General features: G+C 73.2%; 15 protein-coding genes and 2 pseudogenes. 12 read left to right on the top strand and 5 right to left on the bottom strand.

The window, feature by feature from the left end:
* Positions 1-49 precede the first annotated feature (49 nt).
* A complete protein-coding gene (locus ABZX65_RS09075; protein ID WP_355336417.1) occupies positions 50-1,708 on the bottom strand; it encodes a threonine/serine exporter family protein in 1,659 nt (552 codons plus the stop codon).
* Positions 1,709-1,812: 104 nt separating this feature from the next.
* Positions 1,813-2,547: a VTT domain-containing protein gene (locus tag ABZX65_RS09070; protein ID WP_355336416.1), complete on the bottom strand. Its 735-nt coding sequence runs from the start codon at positions 2,545-2,547 to the stop codon at positions 1,813-1,815.
* Positions 2,548-2,712: 165 nt separating this feature from the next.
* On the opposite strand from ABZX65_RS09070, the gene ABZX65_RS09065 reads away from it, so the two are divergent.
* The 4 genes from ABZX65_RS09065 (at position 2,713) to ABZX65_RS09050 (ending at position 6,711) form a co-directional block, all read left to right on the top strand.
* Positions 2,713-4,119 (top strand): ABC transporter ATP-binding protein, encoded by a 1,407-nt coding sequence (locus ABZX65_RS09065; RefSeq protein ID WP_355336415.1) that lies wholly within the window; start codon positions 2,713-2,715, stop codon positions 4,117-4,119.
* A gap of 55 nt (positions 4,120-4,174) precedes the next feature.
* On the top strand, positions 4,175-4,540 hold the full coding sequence (locus tag ABZX65_RS09060; protein WP_355336414.1) for a YbjQ family protein: 366 nt from the start codon (positions 4,175-4,177) through the stop codon (positions 4,538-4,540).
* 111 nt (positions 4,541-4,651) lie between these two features.
* Complete coding sequence (locus ABZX65_RS09055; RefSeq protein ID WP_355336413.1) at positions 4,652-5,176, top strand: DinB family protein; 525 nt, start codon at positions 4,652-4,654, stop codon at positions 5,174-5,176.
* 134 nt (positions 5,177-5,310) lie between these two features.
* A complete protein-coding gene (locus ABZX65_RS09050) occupies positions 5,311-6,711 on the top strand; it encodes a glutamate decarboxylase (RefSeq protein WP_355336412.1) in 1,401 nt (466 codons plus the stop codon).
* 13 nt (positions 6,712-6,724) lie between these two features.
* Here ABZX65_RS09050 and ABZX65_RS09045 read toward each other — a convergent pair whose 3' ends face one another.
* Positions 6,725-7,831, bottom strand: a complete 1,107-nt coding sequence (locus tag ABZX65_RS09045; RefSeq protein WP_355336411.1) for a PP2C family protein-serine/threonine phosphatase — start codon at positions 7,829-7,831, stop codon at positions 6,725-6,727.
* 161 nt (positions 7,832-7,992) lie between these two features.
* Here ABZX65_RS09045 and ABZX65_RS09040 point away from each other — a divergent pair, with 161 nt between their 5' ends.
* From ABZX65_RS09040 to ABZX65_RS09030, 3 genes are all read left to right on the top strand, one after another.
* Positions 7,993-8,220: a dodecin gene (locus ABZX65_RS09040; protein WP_355336410.1), complete on the top strand. Its 228-nt coding sequence runs from the start codon at positions 7,993-7,995 to the stop codon at positions 8,218-8,220.
* A gap of 225 nt (positions 8,221-8,445) precedes the next feature.
* Positions 8,446-8,961: a hypothetical protein gene (locus ABZX65_RS09035; protein WP_355336409.1), complete on the top strand. Its 516-nt coding sequence runs from the start codon at positions 8,446-8,448 to the stop codon at positions 8,959-8,961.
* Positions 8,958-9,998: a rod shape-determining protein gene (locus tag ABZX65_RS09030; RefSeq protein ID WP_355336408.1), complete on the top strand. Its 1,041-nt coding sequence runs from the start codon at positions 8,958-8,960 to the stop codon at positions 9,996-9,998. Before ABZX65_RS09035 ends, ABZX65_RS09030 begins: the two co-directional genes overlap by 4 nt.
* A 114-nt stretch (positions 9,999-10,112) precedes the next feature.
* Here ABZX65_RS09030 and ABZX65_RS09025 read toward each other — a convergent pair whose 3' ends face one another.
* On the bottom strand, positions 10,113-10,952 hold the full coding sequence (locus ABZX65_RS09025) for a hypothetical protein (protein ID WP_355336407.1): 840 nt from the start codon (positions 10,950-10,952) through the stop codon (positions 10,113-10,115).
* Between the two features lie 215 nt (positions 10,953-11,167).
* Between ABZX65_RS09025 and ABZX65_RS09020 the strand changes: the two genes are divergently transcribed.
* Both ABZX65_RS09020 and ABZX65_RS09015 read left to right on the top strand, forming a co-directional pair.
* Positions 11,168-12,430: an APC family permease gene (locus tag ABZX65_RS09020; protein ID WP_355336406.1), complete on the top strand. Its 1,263-nt coding sequence runs from the start codon at positions 11,168-11,170 to the stop codon at positions 12,428-12,430.
* 100 nt (positions 12,431-12,530) lie between these two features.
* Complete coding sequence (locus ABZX65_RS09015) at positions 12,531-13,550, top strand: LD-carboxypeptidase (protein WP_355336405.1); 1,020 nt, start codon at positions 12,531-12,533, stop codon at positions 13,548-13,550.
* Positions 13,551-13,726: 176 nt separating this feature from the next.
* On the opposite strand, the gene ABZX65_RS09010 is transcribed toward ABZX65_RS09015, so the two are convergent.
* Positions 13,727-14,788, bottom strand: coding sequence for a DUF2786 domain-containing protein (locus tag ABZX65_RS09010; protein WP_355336404.1), 1,062 nt, complete (start codon positions 14,786-14,788; stop codon positions 13,727-13,729).
* A gap of 323 nt (positions 14,789-15,111) precedes the next feature.
* Here ABZX65_RS09010 and ABZX65_RS09005 point away from each other — a divergent pair.
* The 3 genes and pseudogenes from ABZX65_RS09005 to ABZX65_RS08995 form a co-directional block, all read left to right on the top strand.
* Positions 15,112-15,963 (top strand): annotated as a pseudogene (locus ABZX65_RS09005) (lysozyme); the annotation flags it as partial.
* A 99-nt stretch (positions 15,964-16,062) separates the two neighbouring features.
* Positions 16,063-16,206: pseudogene (locus tag ABZX65_RS09000) on the top strand (peptidoglycan-binding domain-containing protein); the annotation flags it as partial.
* Positions 16,207-16,227: 21 nt separating this feature from the next.
* Entirely contained in the window at positions 16,228-16,419 is a 192-nt protein-coding gene (locus tag ABZX65_RS08995) for a peptidoglycan-binding domain-containing protein (protein WP_355336444.1), read from the top strand.
* Positions 16,420-16,523 lie beyond the last annotated feature (104 nt).

The raw sequence follows: 16,523 nt of genomic DNA, 5'->3' as shown, positions 1-16,523 counted from the left end.
CGTCATCAGCGACGTGTCGGCCGCCCGGCGTTTCCGTGCCCGAGCGGGGTCAGAAGCCGCGGGTGCGTTTGGCCGCGCCGCGCGGGGCGGCGGGGCCCGGCGGCTTGAGGACCAGGCGGGCCAGCTCGCCGCCGAGGTTGACGCCGATGGCGATGGCCAGGGCGAGGGCGGCGGCCCGGGTGAGCAGGGTGAACGCCTGGTCGGAGTGGTTGTTGGTGAGGGCGAGCAGCCCGAAGTACGTGGCGGATCCGGGCAGCAGCGGGCCGATGGCGGCGGTGACGTACGGCAGCACGGACACGTACCGGTAGCGGGCCATCAACTGGCCGAAGAGGCCGACGAGTCCGGCCGCGGCGGCGGTGGCCGCGACCTGGTTGCCGCCCGCCTGCTGGTGCAGGACGCCGTAGACCGTCCAGGCGATGCCGCCGTTGAGGGTGACCAGCGGCAGGACGCCGCGCTCGCACTGGAGCAGCACCGCGAAGGCGAGGGTCAGCACCATCGCGGCCAGCAGCTGCACCCACGGGTGGTCGTACGCGCGCAGCGCCTGGTCGGGGTTGAGGTCGGCGCCGAGGGTGGTGAAGCCCGCGTAGAGGATGACGGTGACGCCGATGACGATGCCGACGACGAGGTACATCACCTCCAGCAGCCGGGCGGAGGCGGTGATGTAGAAGCCGGTGAGGCCGTCCTGGACGGCGGCGACCAGCGCGCGGCCCGGCAGCAGCGCGAAGAGCCCGCCGGTGATCACCGCCGACGCCTGGACGCCGTTGGCGCCGGGGATCCAGTGCGCGTACCGGTCGATGAGGACGCCCATCGCGGCGGCGGGCATCGCCGCCGCCGCGAACTGGTAGAACTCCGGCAGCCCGCGCCCGGCGAGCAGCCACGCGAGCCGGTCGCCGAGCATCGCGGCCAGCGCGGCGGCGGCGAAGATGACCGGGCCGCCGCCGACCAGGACGCTGGCCGCGCCCGCGAGCAGCCCGGCGGCGCCGGTGAGCGCCCAGGAGCTGTACGGGTGCCGGTTGCGGCGGATCTCGGCGAGCCGGCGGTACGCGTCCTCCAGCGTCGCCTCGTGCGCGGTGATCTCCTCGACGAGCTGGAAGACCGCGGCGAGCCGGGTGTAGTCGGTGCCGCGGCGGCGCACCGTGCGGCTCATGGTCAGCGGCGGGTCGGTGAGCGAGGGCTGGAAGGAGATGCCCAGCAGCGTGAAGGTGACGTTCGGCTCGACGCGGGCCAGTCCGTACGCGTAGCTGACGCCGAGCATCGCCGCCTCGACGTCCTCGGCGCCCTCGCCGCCCGCGAGCAGCAGTTCGCCGATGCGCAGGGTCAGGTCGAGGACGCGCGGTACGGGGACCAGGTGCGCGGTTTCCTGGCGGTCCGCGGGGGTCTCGGGTGCGGGGCGCTCGGTGACGGGGATGCGGACCATGGCCCGCATCCGGTCCTGCCACCGCGCGTCGGTGGGCGGCAGGACGACCATCGGAATGCTCCCGGTGGTGCTGGTGAGGCTTGTCGGGCCCGTCGTACCCGTTGTTCCGGAAGCTCCGGCTGTTCCCGGTGCTCCTGTTGCTCCGGGCGTTCCCGCTGTTCCCGCTGTTCCCGCCGTTCCGCCGGGCGGGGCGAATGCGCTGCCCGTGACGACCGGGGGGAATGTGGTGCCTGTGGGGGGTGTGAATTCGGAGCGGACCTCGTCCGACTCAGGTTTTCCGTCGTCGGACACCGGTCGTGCTCTCCTTTCCGCAATCCGCGTTTCTGTGAATCCTGTGAATCACGGGAATCCCGCCGACGCCCCCGTTCCCCCGTTACGGCGTCGGTTCCCGCAGGTCAGCGCTTTTGCGCGCGGTGCCGGCCGGGGGTGCGCGGCGCGGCCGGAACCGGCTCGGGGCCGCCCGCCGCCGGGCCCGCACCGGCGCCCGCCCCCGGAATCACGGCCTCCTTTTTCGCCTTGCCGCGCGACCGCAGGTATTCGATGCCGATCGGCACCACCGAGAGCAGCACGACCAGGACGAGCATCGCTTCGATGTTCTTGTGCACGAATTCGATCTGGCCGAGCCAGTATCCGAGTACGGTGACACCCGCACCCCACAGTGTCGCGCCGATGAGGTTGAAGGTGACAAAGGTGCGGTAGTTCATTCGGCTGACGCCTGCGACGATTGGGGTGAACGTTCGTACGATGGGCACGAAGCAGGCCATCACGATCGCCTTGGGTCCGTGGCGCTCGAAAAAGGCATGTGCCTTCTCGATATTCTCCATCTTGAACAAGCGTGAGTCGGGCCTGCGGAACAGCGAGGGTCCGACCTTGCGGCCGAACAGATATCCCGCCTGTTCGCCGAGCACCGCCGCCACCGCGATCAGCGCGGCCACCAGCGCGAGCGGCTGGTGCAGCGTGCCGGTCGCCACCAGCAGACCGGTCGTGAACAGCAGTGAGTCTCCGGGCAGGAAGAAGCCGATGAGGAGCCCGGACTCGGCGAACACGATCAGCAGTACGCCCCACAGGCCGTACGTGTTGATCAGATGGTCCGGGTCGAGCCAGCTCGGGCCGAGCGCGATGGTCGTCACGGACCAAAACTATCAATCCAGTGTTGATACAAACGTTCCGCAACCTGCGGTTGGTGCACTACCTTCTCCGCAGCGTCATCCACGCACCACCCTAAGTTTCGCAAGTCTGGCATCTCTCCCCCCACGTGCCCCGTCACCGCGTCCGACCACCTGGCGGCTCCCGTTATGACTCGCGCCATCGCACTGCACGAAGTTTCCAAGTACTACCCGAAGCAGCCGTCGCCTGCTGTGGACCGGTTCTCGCTCGACATCGCACCCGGAGAGTTCCTGGTGCTGCTCGGCCCGTCCGGCTGCGGCAAGTCCACGGTCCTGCGCATGATCGCGGGTCTGGAGGACATCACCACCGGCGAGCTGCTGCTCGACGGGGAGTACTCCAACGACCTCGCACCCGGCGACCGCCGGATGGCGATGGTGTTCCAGAACTTCGCGCTGTACCCCAGCATGACCAGCCGGGAGAACATCGGCTTCCCGCTGCGCTTCGAGATGCCCGGTGAGGAGCACGGGCCCCGGGTCGACGAGACCGCCCGCATCCTCGGCATCGAGGAGATCCTGGACCGCTACCCCGGACAGCTCTCCGGCGGCGAGCGGCAGCGGGTCGCGATGGGCCGGGCGATCTCCCGGCACCCCTCGGTCTTCCTCATGGACGAGCCGCTGTCCAACCTCGACGCGAAGCTGCGCGCGCACCTGCGCGCCGAGATCGCCCGGCTGACCCACGGCATGGGCGTCACGACGGTGTACGTGACGCACGACCAGGCCGAGGCCATGTCGCTGGGCGACCGCGTCGCGATCATGCGCAGCGGTGTCCTCCAGCAGATCAGCACGCCGCGTGAGGCGTATCACCTGCCGGAGAACGTGTTCGTCGCCGCTTTCGTCGGCACGCCCCGGATCAATCTCCTCCAGGCGACGGTCCTGGCGCCGCTCGGCGGCGGCATGTGGATCGACTTCGGCCGCCAGCGGCTCGGCATGCCGGAACCGCTCAGCCTCGACCACCAGATGCTCCGCATCCAGCAGGGGCGCCGCATCATCGTCGGGCTGCGCTCGGAGGCCGTACGCATCGCGCAGCCGAGCCAGGCGCACGCGGGCGAGGTCGTGCTGAGCGGGATCGTCGAGCACGTGGAGTACCAGGGCCACGAATCCCTGGTGCACCTCAACACCGGGTCGCGGCCCGCCGTCGTCCCCGAGCTGGAGGCCCCGCGGCCCGCGCAGGCGCCGTCCCGCTCGGGCAGCCGGCGCGCGGCGAACGGCTCGGGCACCAGCCTCGGCAAGCTCGCGCAGAAGGCCGCGCGGCGCATCCAGGCGTCGGTGCCGGCGCGGGACGGCGGCTCCAACGGCGGCGGCGTCCCGCCGCGGCCGAACCACGCGCCCGGCCGCGCTCCGGTGACGGTGATGGACCGCCCCCTGGGCGCGCCCGAGACCCAGACCGGCGACCTCGTGGTCCGCACCGGCCCCGACATCCGCGTCCGCCGCGGTGACCGCGTGCCCCTGCTGGTGGACCTCGCCCACCTGTACGTCTTCGACCACGAGGGCCAGCGCATCTGTCCCGCCCCGGTCCAGGCCCCCCGCCTGGAATAGCCGCGTCGGCGTATTCGCGGGTGCGGAGCGGGGAGGTGCGGGGCAGGCTGCCGATATGGGAATCGAAGAGTACGGCGGCGGCCAGGAGCAGGGCGCCGAGATCATTGTCGTCACGACGAACGACGTGCCCGGCTTCCGGGTCGAGCGGGTCATCGGTGAGGTCTTCGGCCTCACCGTCCGCTCGCGGCACCTGGGCAGTCAGATCGGCGCCGGGCTGAAGTCCATGATCGGCGGCGAACTCAAGGGCCTGACGAAGACGCTGGTGCAGACCCGTAACCAGGCCATGGAGCGCCTCGTCGAACAGGCCAAGGCGCGCGGCGCCAACGCCGTCCTCATGATGCGCTTCGACGTCACCGACGCCGCGGACCTCGGCACCGAGGTCTGCGCGTACGGCACCGCCGTGGTCCTCGCCCGCGAGTAGCCGCCCCCGCGGGGCGCATGGGGTCCGGGGCACCTGAGGGGCGGCGCCCGGTCCGGGGTCCTGTCGTACCCCGGTGGAATGCTGGGCGTCGCCGACCTCAAGGAGGATGCCATGCAGGACACCTCGTCCCCGGACCCCGAGACCACGATGCTGCTGTCGTACCTGGACGCCCAGCGGCGTCACGTGCTGGGGATTCTGGAGGGGCTGGACGAGGAGGCGCTGCACCGGCCGGTGCTGCCGTCGGGGTGGAGCTGCGCGGGGCTGGTGCGGCACCTCGCGCTGGACGTGGAGCGCTTCTGGTTCCGCGGGGTGGTGGTCGGGGAGAAGGCCGTGATCGACGCGGCGCTGACCGGCCCCGACGACGCCTGGAAGGTGGGCCCGGAGGTTTCGGCCAAGGGCGTGCTCGACCTCTACCGCCAGGAGACGGCGCTCGCGGACGCCGTGATCACCTCGACGGCGCCGAGCGCCGCCCCGGCCTGGTGGCCGACCGAACTCTTCGGGCCCGACGGCGGCATTCGGGACCTGCGCGAGGCGATCCTGCACGTCACGGTGGAGACGGCCTGCCACGCGGGTCACCTGGACGCCGTCCGTGAGCTGATCGACGGCAGGAAGTGGCTCGTGCTCACCGAGTCCTGAGCCGGACGCCCGGCCCAGTCTCCTGGGGGAAGTTCCGGGGCGGGAGCGGGCGCGGGGCGGCGGGCGGGTGCAGGCTGGGCGGGTCGGGAAAGACGCCCGCGCACGCGCTGCCGGGCTCGCCACGGAAGGCTGACATGTCACTGCACAAAGGCACGGACTCCGCCCGCAACATCGCCGTCAACCCGTTCTTCGGTGAGGCGGACCCGGTCGACGGCCGGATGACGGCTCCGCCCAAGCACAAGCTGGCGGACGGACCCATGCCGCCGCACACCGCGTACCAGATCGTGCACGACGAGCTGATGCTGGACGGCAATTCGCGGCTGAATCTGGCGACGTTCGTCACGACGTGGATGGAGCCGCAGGCCAGTGTGCTGATGGCGGAGTGCGCCGACAAGAACATGATCGACAAGGACGAGTACCCGCGTACGGCGGAGCTGGAGCGCCGCTGCGTGGCGATCCTCGCCGACCTGTGGAACGCGCCGGACCCCAGCTCGGTGGTGGGCTGTTCGACCACCGGCTCGTCCGAGGCGTGCATGCTCGCGGGGATGGCCCTCAAGCGCCGCTGGATGCGGCGCACGCCCGGCTATCCGGCGACCGCGCGGCCCAATCTGGTGATGGGCGCGAACGTGCAGGTGTGCTGGGAGAAGTTCTGCGCCTTCTGGGAGGTCGAGGCGCGGCTGGCGCCGATGGAGGGCGACCGGCTGCACCTGGACGCGGAGTCGGCGCTCGCCCTGTGCGACGAGAACACCATCGGTGTGGTGGCCGTGCTGGGCTCGACCTTCGACGGGTCGTACGAGCCGGTCGCGGAGATCTGCGCGGCGCTGGACGCGTACGAGGAGCGGACCGGTACGCACATCCCGGTGCATGTCGACGGCGCGTCCGGCGCCATGATCGCGCCGTTCCTCGACGAGGACCTGGTGTGGGACTTCCGGCTGCCGCGGGTGGCGTCGATCAACACCTCGGGCCACAAGTACGGCCTGGTGTACCCGGGCGTGGGCTGGGCCCTGTGGCGGGACACCGAGGCGCTGCCGGAGGAGCTGGTCTTCCGGGTGAACTACCTCGGCGGTGACATGCCGACTTTCGCGCTGAACTTCTCGCGGCCGGGCGCGCAGGTCGTGGCGCAGTACTACTCCTTCCTGCGGCTGGGCTGGGACGGCTACCGCGCGGTGCAGCAGGCCAGCCGGGACGTGGCGATGTCGCTGGCGGCGCGGATCGCGAAGCTGGAGGACTTCACGCTGGTCAGCGCGGGTGACCAGTTGCCGGTCTTCGCCTTCACCACCGCGCCGGGGGTGGAGAACTACGACGTCTTCGACGTGTCGCGGCGGCTGCGCGAACGCGGCTGGCTGGTCCCGGCGTACACCTATCCGGCCGACCGCACCGATCTCGCGGTGCTGCGCATCGTCTGCCGCAACGGCTTCTCCGAGGACCTGGCGGACCTGCTGATGGAGGACCTGGGCCGCCTGCTGCCGGAGCTGCGCCGCCAGCCGCACCCGCTGAACCGCCCGGAGAACGTGGCGACCGCCTTCCACCACTAGCTGTCCGGGGGTCTCACGGCTGGCTGAGGCTCACCGCCAGCACCGCGCGGTCGTCGGCGACGGGCGCGCCGCCGGTCCAGGTGACCAGGTCCCGCAGCAGGATGTCGATGGCGTGCTGCGGGCCGGTCACCGGGCCGAGGCCGGAGAGCCGGATCTCGGGGTCGTAGAAGACGCCTTCGCGGTCGCGGGTCTCGGTCACGCCGTCGGTGACCAGCAGCAGTGTGGCGCCCGGCGGGAAGGCCAGCTCTTCGGGCACCGTGCGCACACCGCCGAGGTCGCTCATGCCGAACGGCACGTCGGGGGCGGCGGCTTCGAGGGTACGTACGGTGCCGCCGTCGAGCAGGTACGGCGGCGGGTGGCCGCGGTTGAGCAGCCGCAGGGTGTCGCACACCTCCTCGGGGTCCTCGGGGCGGTGGACGAATTCGGCCAGCAGCCCGGTGGTGAAGCCCTCCAGGTACTCCTCGCCGCTGCCGCCGCCGCGCCGCTCCCGGTCCCGGTCCAGCGCCCGGTCCAGGCGCCGCGCGAGGCCCGGCAGGTCGGGTTCCTCGTCGGCCGCCTCGCGGAAGGCGCCGAGCAGCACCGCGACGCTGGCGACCGCGCCCATCCCCTTGCCGCGCACGTCCCCGATCAGCAGCCGTACGCCGTAGCGGGTCTGCTCGGCCGCGTAGACATCACCGCCGATCCGCGCCCCGCTCTGGGCGGCCTCGTACCGGGCGGCTATGGCCAGCGGGCCGATCCGGGGCGGCGGGTCGGGCAGCAGGGCGCGCTGGGCCGACTCGGCGACGTCCCGCACGGTGGCGAGCCGCCGCCCCGAACGGGTCAGCGCCCGGTTGACGGCGAGGCCGATGACGGCGGAGAGCACCACGTTCAGGATCTCGGCCACGCCGACGCCCTCGCGGATGATGCCGCCGTGGACGGTGAGCACGAAGACGCCCACCAGCGACGCCAGACAGGTGAGGACCGCGATGCGGGCGGACTGGATCGCGCCGGCCAGTACACAGGCTCCGGCCAGCATCGTGTCGCCGGTGTAGGGATTGGGCGTGACGAGGTCGAAGACCAGTCCGCCGACGATCATGGCGGCCGGGACCCAGCGCATCATGGCGGTGGGCCAAGGGGTCACAATCCGCACATCGTCCACTTGAGGATAATATGCCCGATTCGGGGTGAAGGGGATGCCCCGGCGGAGCCGTCCGGGACGGAACGGGACGGATGCGTCCCGCGGTGATGCGGGCCGCGCCCGTCTGCGGCACGGTGGAGGGACCTCCGAAGGAAAGGTCCGTCATGGCCGAGCACACCTATCGGGTCACCGAGATCGTCGGCACCTCGCACGAAGGCGTGGACGCCGCCGTCAGGAACGGCGTCAAGCGGGCCGCGCAAACGCTGCGCGGTCTCGACTGGTTCCAGATCACCGAGGTCCGCGGGCACATCGTGGACGGCGAGGTCGAGCACTACCAGGTGGGGCTGAAGGTGGGGTTCCGTCTGGAGGACACGGACGGCTCCGCCGGGTAGCGCCCGCCGCACGGGGTGCGCCCCGTCAGGGGTGCGGGCCCGCGACGGGCGCTGCGGCACCGCCCCGGTCGGCCGTACGGTGTCACCCGCTCGGCGCGGCCCCGCCCCCGTTCGGCGTATCACCGGTCGCCGTATCCGACAGGGCGTCAGATCCTTTTGTCATTAAGGCGGGTCATAGCCGCATTCGGCCCCGCCGTGGACGCTGACGCACTCTCGGGAGCCCGTATGAGCCAGGAGACGCCCACCCCGCCGCCCCCGCCGGGGTACACACCCCCGCCGCCCACGCCCCGCGAGTCCGCGTGGGCCGCCGGCGGCACCGTCTTCGCCGGGATGATGCTGGTGTTCGGCGGCGCGCTGGCGATCCTGGAGGGGATCGTCGGCATCAGGAAGAACTCGGTGTACGTCTCCACGCGGGACTACGTCTACAAGTTCGACGTCACGTCCTGGGGCTGGATCCACCTGGCGCTCGGCGTGGTCGCCGTCCTCGTCGGCTTCGGCCTGCTGGCCGGTTCCGCCTGGGCGCGCTGGGGCGGCATCCTGATCGCCGGGCTCAACCTGGTGGCGAACTTCATGTTCCTGCCGTACCAGCCGGTCTGGGCCGTGGTCATGATCGCCATCGATGTCTTCATCATCTGGGCGCTGGCCACGTACGAACCGGCCGGGCACGGTCACGGGTCGCACGGCGGCTCGCACGGCGGGCGGCACGGCACCTCCGCCCCGGGCGCCGGGGGCCGGCTGTGACGTACACGAGCCCCACACTGGAACAGCTCCGCCGCTGCACGGTCGCCGTCGACATCGGCGCCGCCCGTACCCGCGTCTACGTCCGCAACGTCGGCGTCGTCGCCGACGAGCCGAGCGTGGCCGCGGTCGACGTACGCACCGGCGCGCTGATCGCGGTCGGCGAACGCGCCGAGCAGATGGCCGGGCGCACCCCCGGGCACATCCGGGTGGCCAGGCCGGTCGCGGGTGGCGCGGTCGTCGACATCGAGATGGCGCGGCGCATGCTCAAGCACGTGCTCGGCGACAAGCTCGGCAAGCGGTGGCGGCGCATGCCGGTGCTGCGCGCCGCGGTGTGCATGCCGCACGGCAGCGAGCCGATCGCGCGGCGCGCGGCCATCGAGACGCTGTACGGGCTCGGCGCGCGCAAGGTCGAGCTGGTGGACACGCTGATCGCCGCGGCGGTCGGCTGCGGGCTGCCCGTCGAGCACCCCGAGGCCACGATGATCGTGGTGTGCGGCGCCGGTACGACGCAGGTCGCCGTCCTGTCGCTGGGGTCCATCGTGGCCGCGGAGACGGTGCCGGTCGGCGGTGACGCCATCGACCGCGCGGTCGTGCAGCACCTGCGCAACCACCACGAGTTGATGCTGCCCAGCCAGTCGGTACGGCCGCTGCACCAGATGCTCGGCTCCCCCGGCACCGGCGGGACGGTCACCACCGAGGTCCACGGCCGCGACGTCGTCAGCGGCCTCGCCCGCTCCGTCCTCGTCGAGACCGAGGGCGTGCGCCACGCGATGCGCACCCCGCTCACCTCCGTGCTCGACGCCATCACCACCGTGCTGCGCGCCTGCCCGCCCGACCTGGTCGCCGACCTCGCCGACCGGGGCATCATGCTGGCCGGCGGCAGCGCCCTCATGCCCGGCCTCGACCTCATGCTCGGCCAGGCCACCGGCATGCCCGTCCACATCGCCCCCCGCCCCGACACCGTCGCCGTCCAGGGCCTCGGCGCCATGATCGAGGGCCGGGTCCGCCCCATGGTCCTCGACCCCCTGACGGTCTAGGCGTATTGACCACCAGCCCCCCGTCACCCGCGTCGACAACCCTCCGGGTCCCTACACCCAGGGCCGTCCGAGGGCACCCTCCCCCCACGGCGGGTGCCCTCCCAGGACGCGCCTTCAGCGCGCGGCCCGGTACGCCAGGCCCCGTACGAAGGCGTCCCGCACGCTCGCCCTCAGCCGCCGGGCCCAGGGCGGGTCGGTCTCGCCGCGCGCCGTGCTCCAGCAGGCGAGGGCGTAGCCGTACTCCGCCGGGCTCAGGTACCCCATCCGGTACCAGGGCTCGTCCCCGCGGCCGGTGAGCATCCGGTCGGTGAGATCGCCGACCGGCACCACCGAGTACCCGGCCGCCTTCACGTAGTCGTCCGCGGCGTTGGCCGTCAGGACGCCCATGCCGAGGTGGACGGTCACCAGGTCGGTGAGGCGCTCCTCCTCCGCGCGGGAGATGCCCAGCCCGGCCACCCGCCGCTCGCCGACCAGCCGGGCGTGCGCCAGCTCGTGGGCGACGAGCCCCGCGAACGCGTCGGGCCGCGCGGCCACACCGCGGTCCAGTTCGATCACCGCCCGGCCGAGCACCTTGCGGTATTCAGCGACCTGGTGCCTCTTGCCCGGGACCCGCTCCGGGGAGTCCACCAGCAGCACACGGACGCCGGAGACGTCCGCGCCCATCACCGCGCCGATCCGCCGCACCAGCGGCTCGACCCGCTCCCGCGTACCGCTGAAGTCCGCGGGGACGAAGCCCGGCAGCGCGATCTCGCGGTGCGCGGTCGCGGGCCCGAACTCCTCGGCGCACCACCGCAGCCACCGCTCGGTCCAGGCGCGCTCTCTGTCCGGTACGGGACACGCTCCCGGTACGTCGGCCCGCAGCCACGGTTTCGGCCCCGTCGTCCTCGGCCCGCCCGGCGCCGGGTCCCTCCCCCGCAGCCAGTCCGCCACCCCGTCCGGCACCCGTCGGCCCATGCCACCCCCCGGTGTTCCCACCCGCCCCCTCCCCCCAGGACGCCCCCCGACCTCCCGCCAGTTGCAGCAGCCGGGCCCGTCGCTCACCACTGACCGGCGCGGGTCCTCGCGGCTCCCGCCGCCGCGGCCGCCGGAGGTGAACACGGCGTGGCCGGGGGCGGAAATGTGGTCGGCGGGGATCGCGGGGGGCGCCAGGGGACTGGGAGCATGCGGGCGTGACGGGTGCGGCGGCGGGAGAGTTGAGGCGGCGCCTCGGTGTGGGGGACGCCGTGGTGATCGGCCTCGGGGCGATGATCGGCGCCGGGGTCTTCGCGGCGTTCGCTCCCGCGGCCCGCGCCGCGGGCACCGCGCTCCTCGCGGCCCTGGCGGTCGCTGCCGTCGTGGCGTACTGCAACGCGACGTCCTCGGCGCGTCTGGCGGCCCGCCACCCGCGCTCCGGCGGGACGTATGTGTACGGCACGGAGCGGCTCGGCCCCCTCTGGGGCTACCTGGCCGGGTGGAGCTTCGTGGCGGGCAAGACGGCCTCGTGCGCGGCGATGGCGCTGACGGTGGGGGCGTACGCGTGGCCCGAGCACCGCCGCGCGGTGGCGGTCGCGGCCGTGGTGGCCCTGACGGCCGTGAACTGCCTGGGCGTACGGAAGGCCGCCTGGCTGACCCGGCTGATCGTGGCGGTGACCCTCGCGGTCCTCGCGGCGGCGGTCACCGCGTGCCTGACCAGTACGCGGGCCGACGCGGGACGGCTGGCGTGGGACGGTGCCGCCTCCGGCCCGCACGGCGTGCTCCAGGCCGCCGGTCTGCTCTTCTTCGCCTTCGCGGGGTACGCCAGGATCGCCACGCTCGGCGAGGAGGTGAAGGACCCGGCGCGGACCGTCCCCCGCGCGATCCCGCTGGCGCTCGGCGTGACCCTCGTGGTCTACGCGGCCGTCGCCGTCGCCCTGCTGACCGTTCTCGGGCCCGACGCCCTGGCCCGCTCGGCCGCGCCCCTCACCGACGCCGTCCGTACGGCCGGGGTGCCGGGTCTGGCCCCGGTGGTCCGCGTCGGCGCGGCCATGGCCGCCCTCGGCTCCCTGCTGGCGCTGATCCTCGGCGTCTCCCGTACCACCCTGGCGATGGCACGCGACCGGCACTTCCCGTACGCGCTCGCCGCCGTCCATCCGCGCCACGGGACCCCGGTCAGGGCGGAGGCGGCGGTCGGCGCCCTGGTCGTGGCGCTCACCGCGACCACCGATCTGACCGGGGCGATCGGCTTCTCGTCCTTCGGCGTCCTCGTCTACTACGCCGTCGCCAACGCCAGCGCCCTGCGGCTGGGCGCGGACGAGCGCCGGCCGCACCCGGCCGTTCCCGTCGTCGGCCTGACCGGCTGCGCGGTGCTGGCCGCGAGCCTCCCCCCGGCCTCGGTGCTGGCCGGTCTCGGCGTGACGGCGGTCGGCGCGGTGGCGTACGCGGTGGCCCCGCGCCGCCCCGGCCGGTCGTCCTGAGCGGCGCCCGGTGTCGACCGCGCCGAGCAGTGGCCGCCTCGGGCGGACGACCGGCGTAAATCGCGTGACCGCCTCCAGGGGCAGCGGCGAGACTGACGCCATGACCGGTTCCGCACCGCCTCACCCGCTGCGACCGCGCGCGCTGGGGCCCGGGGATCTCGTGGTCCTCGCGGCGCTGTCCGGTCCGCTGTCCGCCGCGCACGAGCCCCATGTCGAGCGGACGGTGGCGGTGCTCGAACGGATGGGATTCCGCGTGCGCCGGGCTCCGCTGCTCGAAGCGGGCCGAAGCCATTGGTGGAGCGCGGCCGCACCGGCGGAGATCGCCGCAGAGCTCAACGGCCTTCTGCGTGATCCCGAGGTGCGCGCGATCGTCGCGAGTGACGGCGGCCAGACGGCGCTCGGCTACCTCGACCTGATCGACGTCGAGGCGATCAGGGCCGACCCCAAGCCGATCCTCGGCTACAGCGACATCTCGCTGCTGCATCTGGTGCTCCACGCACGCACGGGCCTGGTCGGGTTCCACGCCGACATGGCCGTCCCCGGCTTCGGCGGGCACTGGCGGTCCGCGCCCGCTGCGCGCCAGGCGGAACTCGAGAAGCTCTACTCCAGGCTGCTGACCTGTACCGAGGCGATCGGCGCGCTGCCCGCGAGCCCGTCGTGGGAGTGCTGGCGTCCCGGCCGTGCCGAAGGCCGTCTGATCGGAGGGGTGATCAACCGCGTCGTGCTGGCGCAGGCGACGCGGTTCGCGCTGCCGCTCGAACGGTTCGACGGCGCGGTGCTGTTCTGGGAGGAGACGGGCGGCCTGGCCTCGCACGTGTGGAGCTATCTGCATGTGCTGCGGCACTCCGGCGTCCTCGACCGGATCTCCGGCATGGTCGTGGGCGTTCCGGGCGGGATCGGCGGACTTGAGCCCGGCGCGTCCCCGACCCTGCCCGAGCTGGTCCTCGACGTCCTCGGCGACCGTGACATCCCGGTCCTGGGCAACGTCGAGTTCGGGCACGCCGGTCCGAATCTGCCGATGCCGGTCGGCATTCGCGTCGGCCTCGACGCGCGACGGCGGACGTTGTCGCTCCTCGAACCGGCAGTGGGGCCGCGCGCGGCGACAGGCCCCGTCGGCTGAACACCGCCGATCAGCGAGCGGGGCCGCGCGCGACGACAGGCCCGGTCGGCTGAACACCGCCGATCAGTGAGCGGACGGGGAGCGGACGCGGTCACCGGCGGTGAGAGGGCGTCCACGGGGGCGCGACCGTGGGGGCCGGGCGCGGGCTCTCCTCGGACGAGCGGTGGGGCCGGGGTTCAGAAGCGGGCGCGGTCGGCCGCCGCCTCGCCGTGGCGCCAGCCCTCGGCGTCGCGGCCCTTGAGCCGCGAGGTGGTGGTGGACGGGAACATGCGGCGGGTCGCGTCGCGTACGTCGACCTCGCGGGCGGCGAGGACGGGCAGCAGGTCGGCGGGCGGGGTGGCGGTCTCGGCCTGGGCCTCCCGGGTGGCGGCGGCCAGGCGTTCGCGGACGCGGCCCGCGTAACCGATCAGGAAGGACTCGCGGAAGTCGCGCGAGCGCGAGGTGCCGCCGCGCAGGGCGTGGTCGGCCTGGACGAGCAGCGAGGTGTAGAGGAGTTCGACGGCCTCCAGGTCGGTCGCGAAACCGACCACCGTCGAGAAGCCGAAGTCGGCCGCCCAGACCGCCTGGCAGCGGTTCGCCGCCGCGACGGCGTCCAGCAGCAGGGCCTTCGCGCCCTCGTACGGGCGGTCCACCCCGATCCGGCACGCGCCGGGGCCCCGGCCCGGCGCCCCGGGCGCTCCCGTGGCCGCGACCAGCGCCTCGTCGATGCTGTGCCTGGCCATCAGGTGCTGGGCCTTCGCCGACAGCGCCTCGGCCTCCTCGGGGAAGCCGGTGGACTCGGCCTTCGCCAGCAGCGCCCGGATGCGGGCGAGCATCTTGGAGTGCGGGCCGGTGGCCGGGGGCGCCGACGCGGGGCCCGGCGTCAGGGGGGTGATGCGCGGCAGCCGCCCGTACAGGCAGAGCAGTTCCACGAGGGCCGTCGCCGCGCTGAAGCGGTCGAGCCGCTCGCTGCGGGCGAACTCCGCGAGGAAGGGTTCCTCGCCGTCCCCCGCGGCCCGCGCCAACCGCTCGTGCCGCGCGTCGAGTTCCCGCCCCGCCATCCGTACGAGGTCCCGAAGCTCCCACCCGCGCGCCCCGCACTCCCGCACCACCCGCCCGGCCAGTTTCCCGGCCGCGCCCTCCCACCGCTCACCCGCGGCGGCCAGCACCGACGCCGCCGCGTCCACGGCGGCTTCCTCCGCCGTGGCCCCCGCGCCGGAGGCCACCGCCGCCGCATACGCCCGCTCGAACTCGTCCACGGATCCATGGTCGCCGACGCGGCGCGCGCCGCTCGCCGGCCCCCGCTGGCCGAGCGCGTACGCGGTCCCCCGCACGGGCCCCGAGAGCCGGAACGTGTTGCGGCCATGTCAATTTGTCCCTTAGGTTGACGCGCGTCGACACAGCCTGCGCGCAGAGGAGTTGATGTGCTGTCCGTGTTCTGGTGACGCCGCCCGGACCGGGCTCACCGGCCGCTCACAGTCCCGGCACCCGCACCCCGACTCCCACCGCCGACGACCGCACCGCTACACCCCCGGCTCAGCGCGTCAGAGCGTGTCCCCCTCCACACACCCCTGGGAGCATCATGTCCGCAACCACCCCCTCGCGGTTCAGGCCAGCCACCCGCGGTACGGGCTCGGGCCGGAAGACGGCGTGCGCGGCCGGGCTGCTGGCCGCCGCCGTGACCCTGCTGGTCCTGCCCGGCACCGCCTCCGCGTCGACCGCCGCCGACGACGGCCGCGGCACCCCGACCCGTATGACGCACCCGGATCAGGACCACGCCGGATCGGGGCTCGGGAGCCCGGGCGCGGGAACGCTGTCGGCCGCGGCGCGGGCGGCCGTCGGCACGGGCCCGGCCGGTCTCGACGTCAGCGGTTACCAGGGCAACGTCGACTGGGCGTCCGTCAAGAGCAAGGGCGCCGCCTTCGCCTACGTCAAGGCCACCGAAGGCACCACGTACACGAGCCCGAACTTCTCCCAGCAGTACAGCGGCTCCTACAACGCCGGGCTGGTCCGCGGCGCCTACCACTTCGCGCTGCCGAACAATTCGAGCGGTACGGCGCAGGCCGACTGGTTCGTCGGCCACGGAGGCGGCTGGAGCGCCGACGGCAGGACGCTGCCGCCCGCCCTCGACATCGAGTACAACCCGTACGGGGCCACCTGCTACGGGCTGAGCCAGAGCGCGATGGTGAGCTGGATCCGGGACTTCAGCAACGAGGTGCGCACCAGGACCGGGCGCTACCCGACGATCTACACCACCACCGACTGGTGGACGGCGTGCACCGGCAACAACAGCGGTTTCGGCGCCACCAACCCGCTGTGGGTGGCCCGTTACAGCAGCGGCCCCGGCACGCTGCCGGCCGGCTGGTCGGCCCAGACGATCTGGCAGTACGCCGACTCCGGCACCTTCCCCGGTGACCAGGACACCTTCAACGGCACCCTCACCGACCTCCAGAACTTCGCCAAGGGCAGCGGCTACAACCCGCCGCCGACCACGAGCTGGCCGACCGTCCAGCAGGGCGCGAGCGGCGAGCGGGTCAAGACGGTCCAGTACCTGCTCAACGCCCACGGTTCGTCCCTGACGGTGGACGGTGCCTTCGGCGCGGGCACCAACACCGCCGTCCGCTCCTTCCAGTCCGCCCACGGCCTCACCGCCGACGGGATCGTCGGCCCCAACACCTGGCAGGCCCTGATCGTCACCGTGCAGCAGGGCTCGTCGGGCGCCGCGGTCCAGGCCGCGCAGAGCCAGCTCAACGCGCACGGTTCGTCCCTGGCGGTGGACGGTGCCTTCGGCGCGGGCACCAACACCGCCGTCCGCTCCTTCCAGTCCGCCCACGGCCTCACCGCCGACGGGATCGTCGGCCCGAACACCTGGCAGGCCCTGGTCTCCTGACCCTCGGCACACCCTGACCGGACAGCGGCACCGCCCGCGATCCCGGTACGGCACCCCGGCCGCGCTCCTCCGGCCGGGGTGCCGTTCGCGTGAACGCGGAAGGC

Origin of the sequence: Streptomyces sp. NPDC003300, assembly GCF_040610915.1 — a bacterium.
Taxonomy (GTDB): Bacteria; Actinomycetota; Actinomycetes; order Streptomycetales; family Streptomycetaceae; genus Actinacidiphila.
Note: the sequence above shows the minus strand (reverse complement) of the source record. Positions and strands in the feature narration are given on the sequence as shown.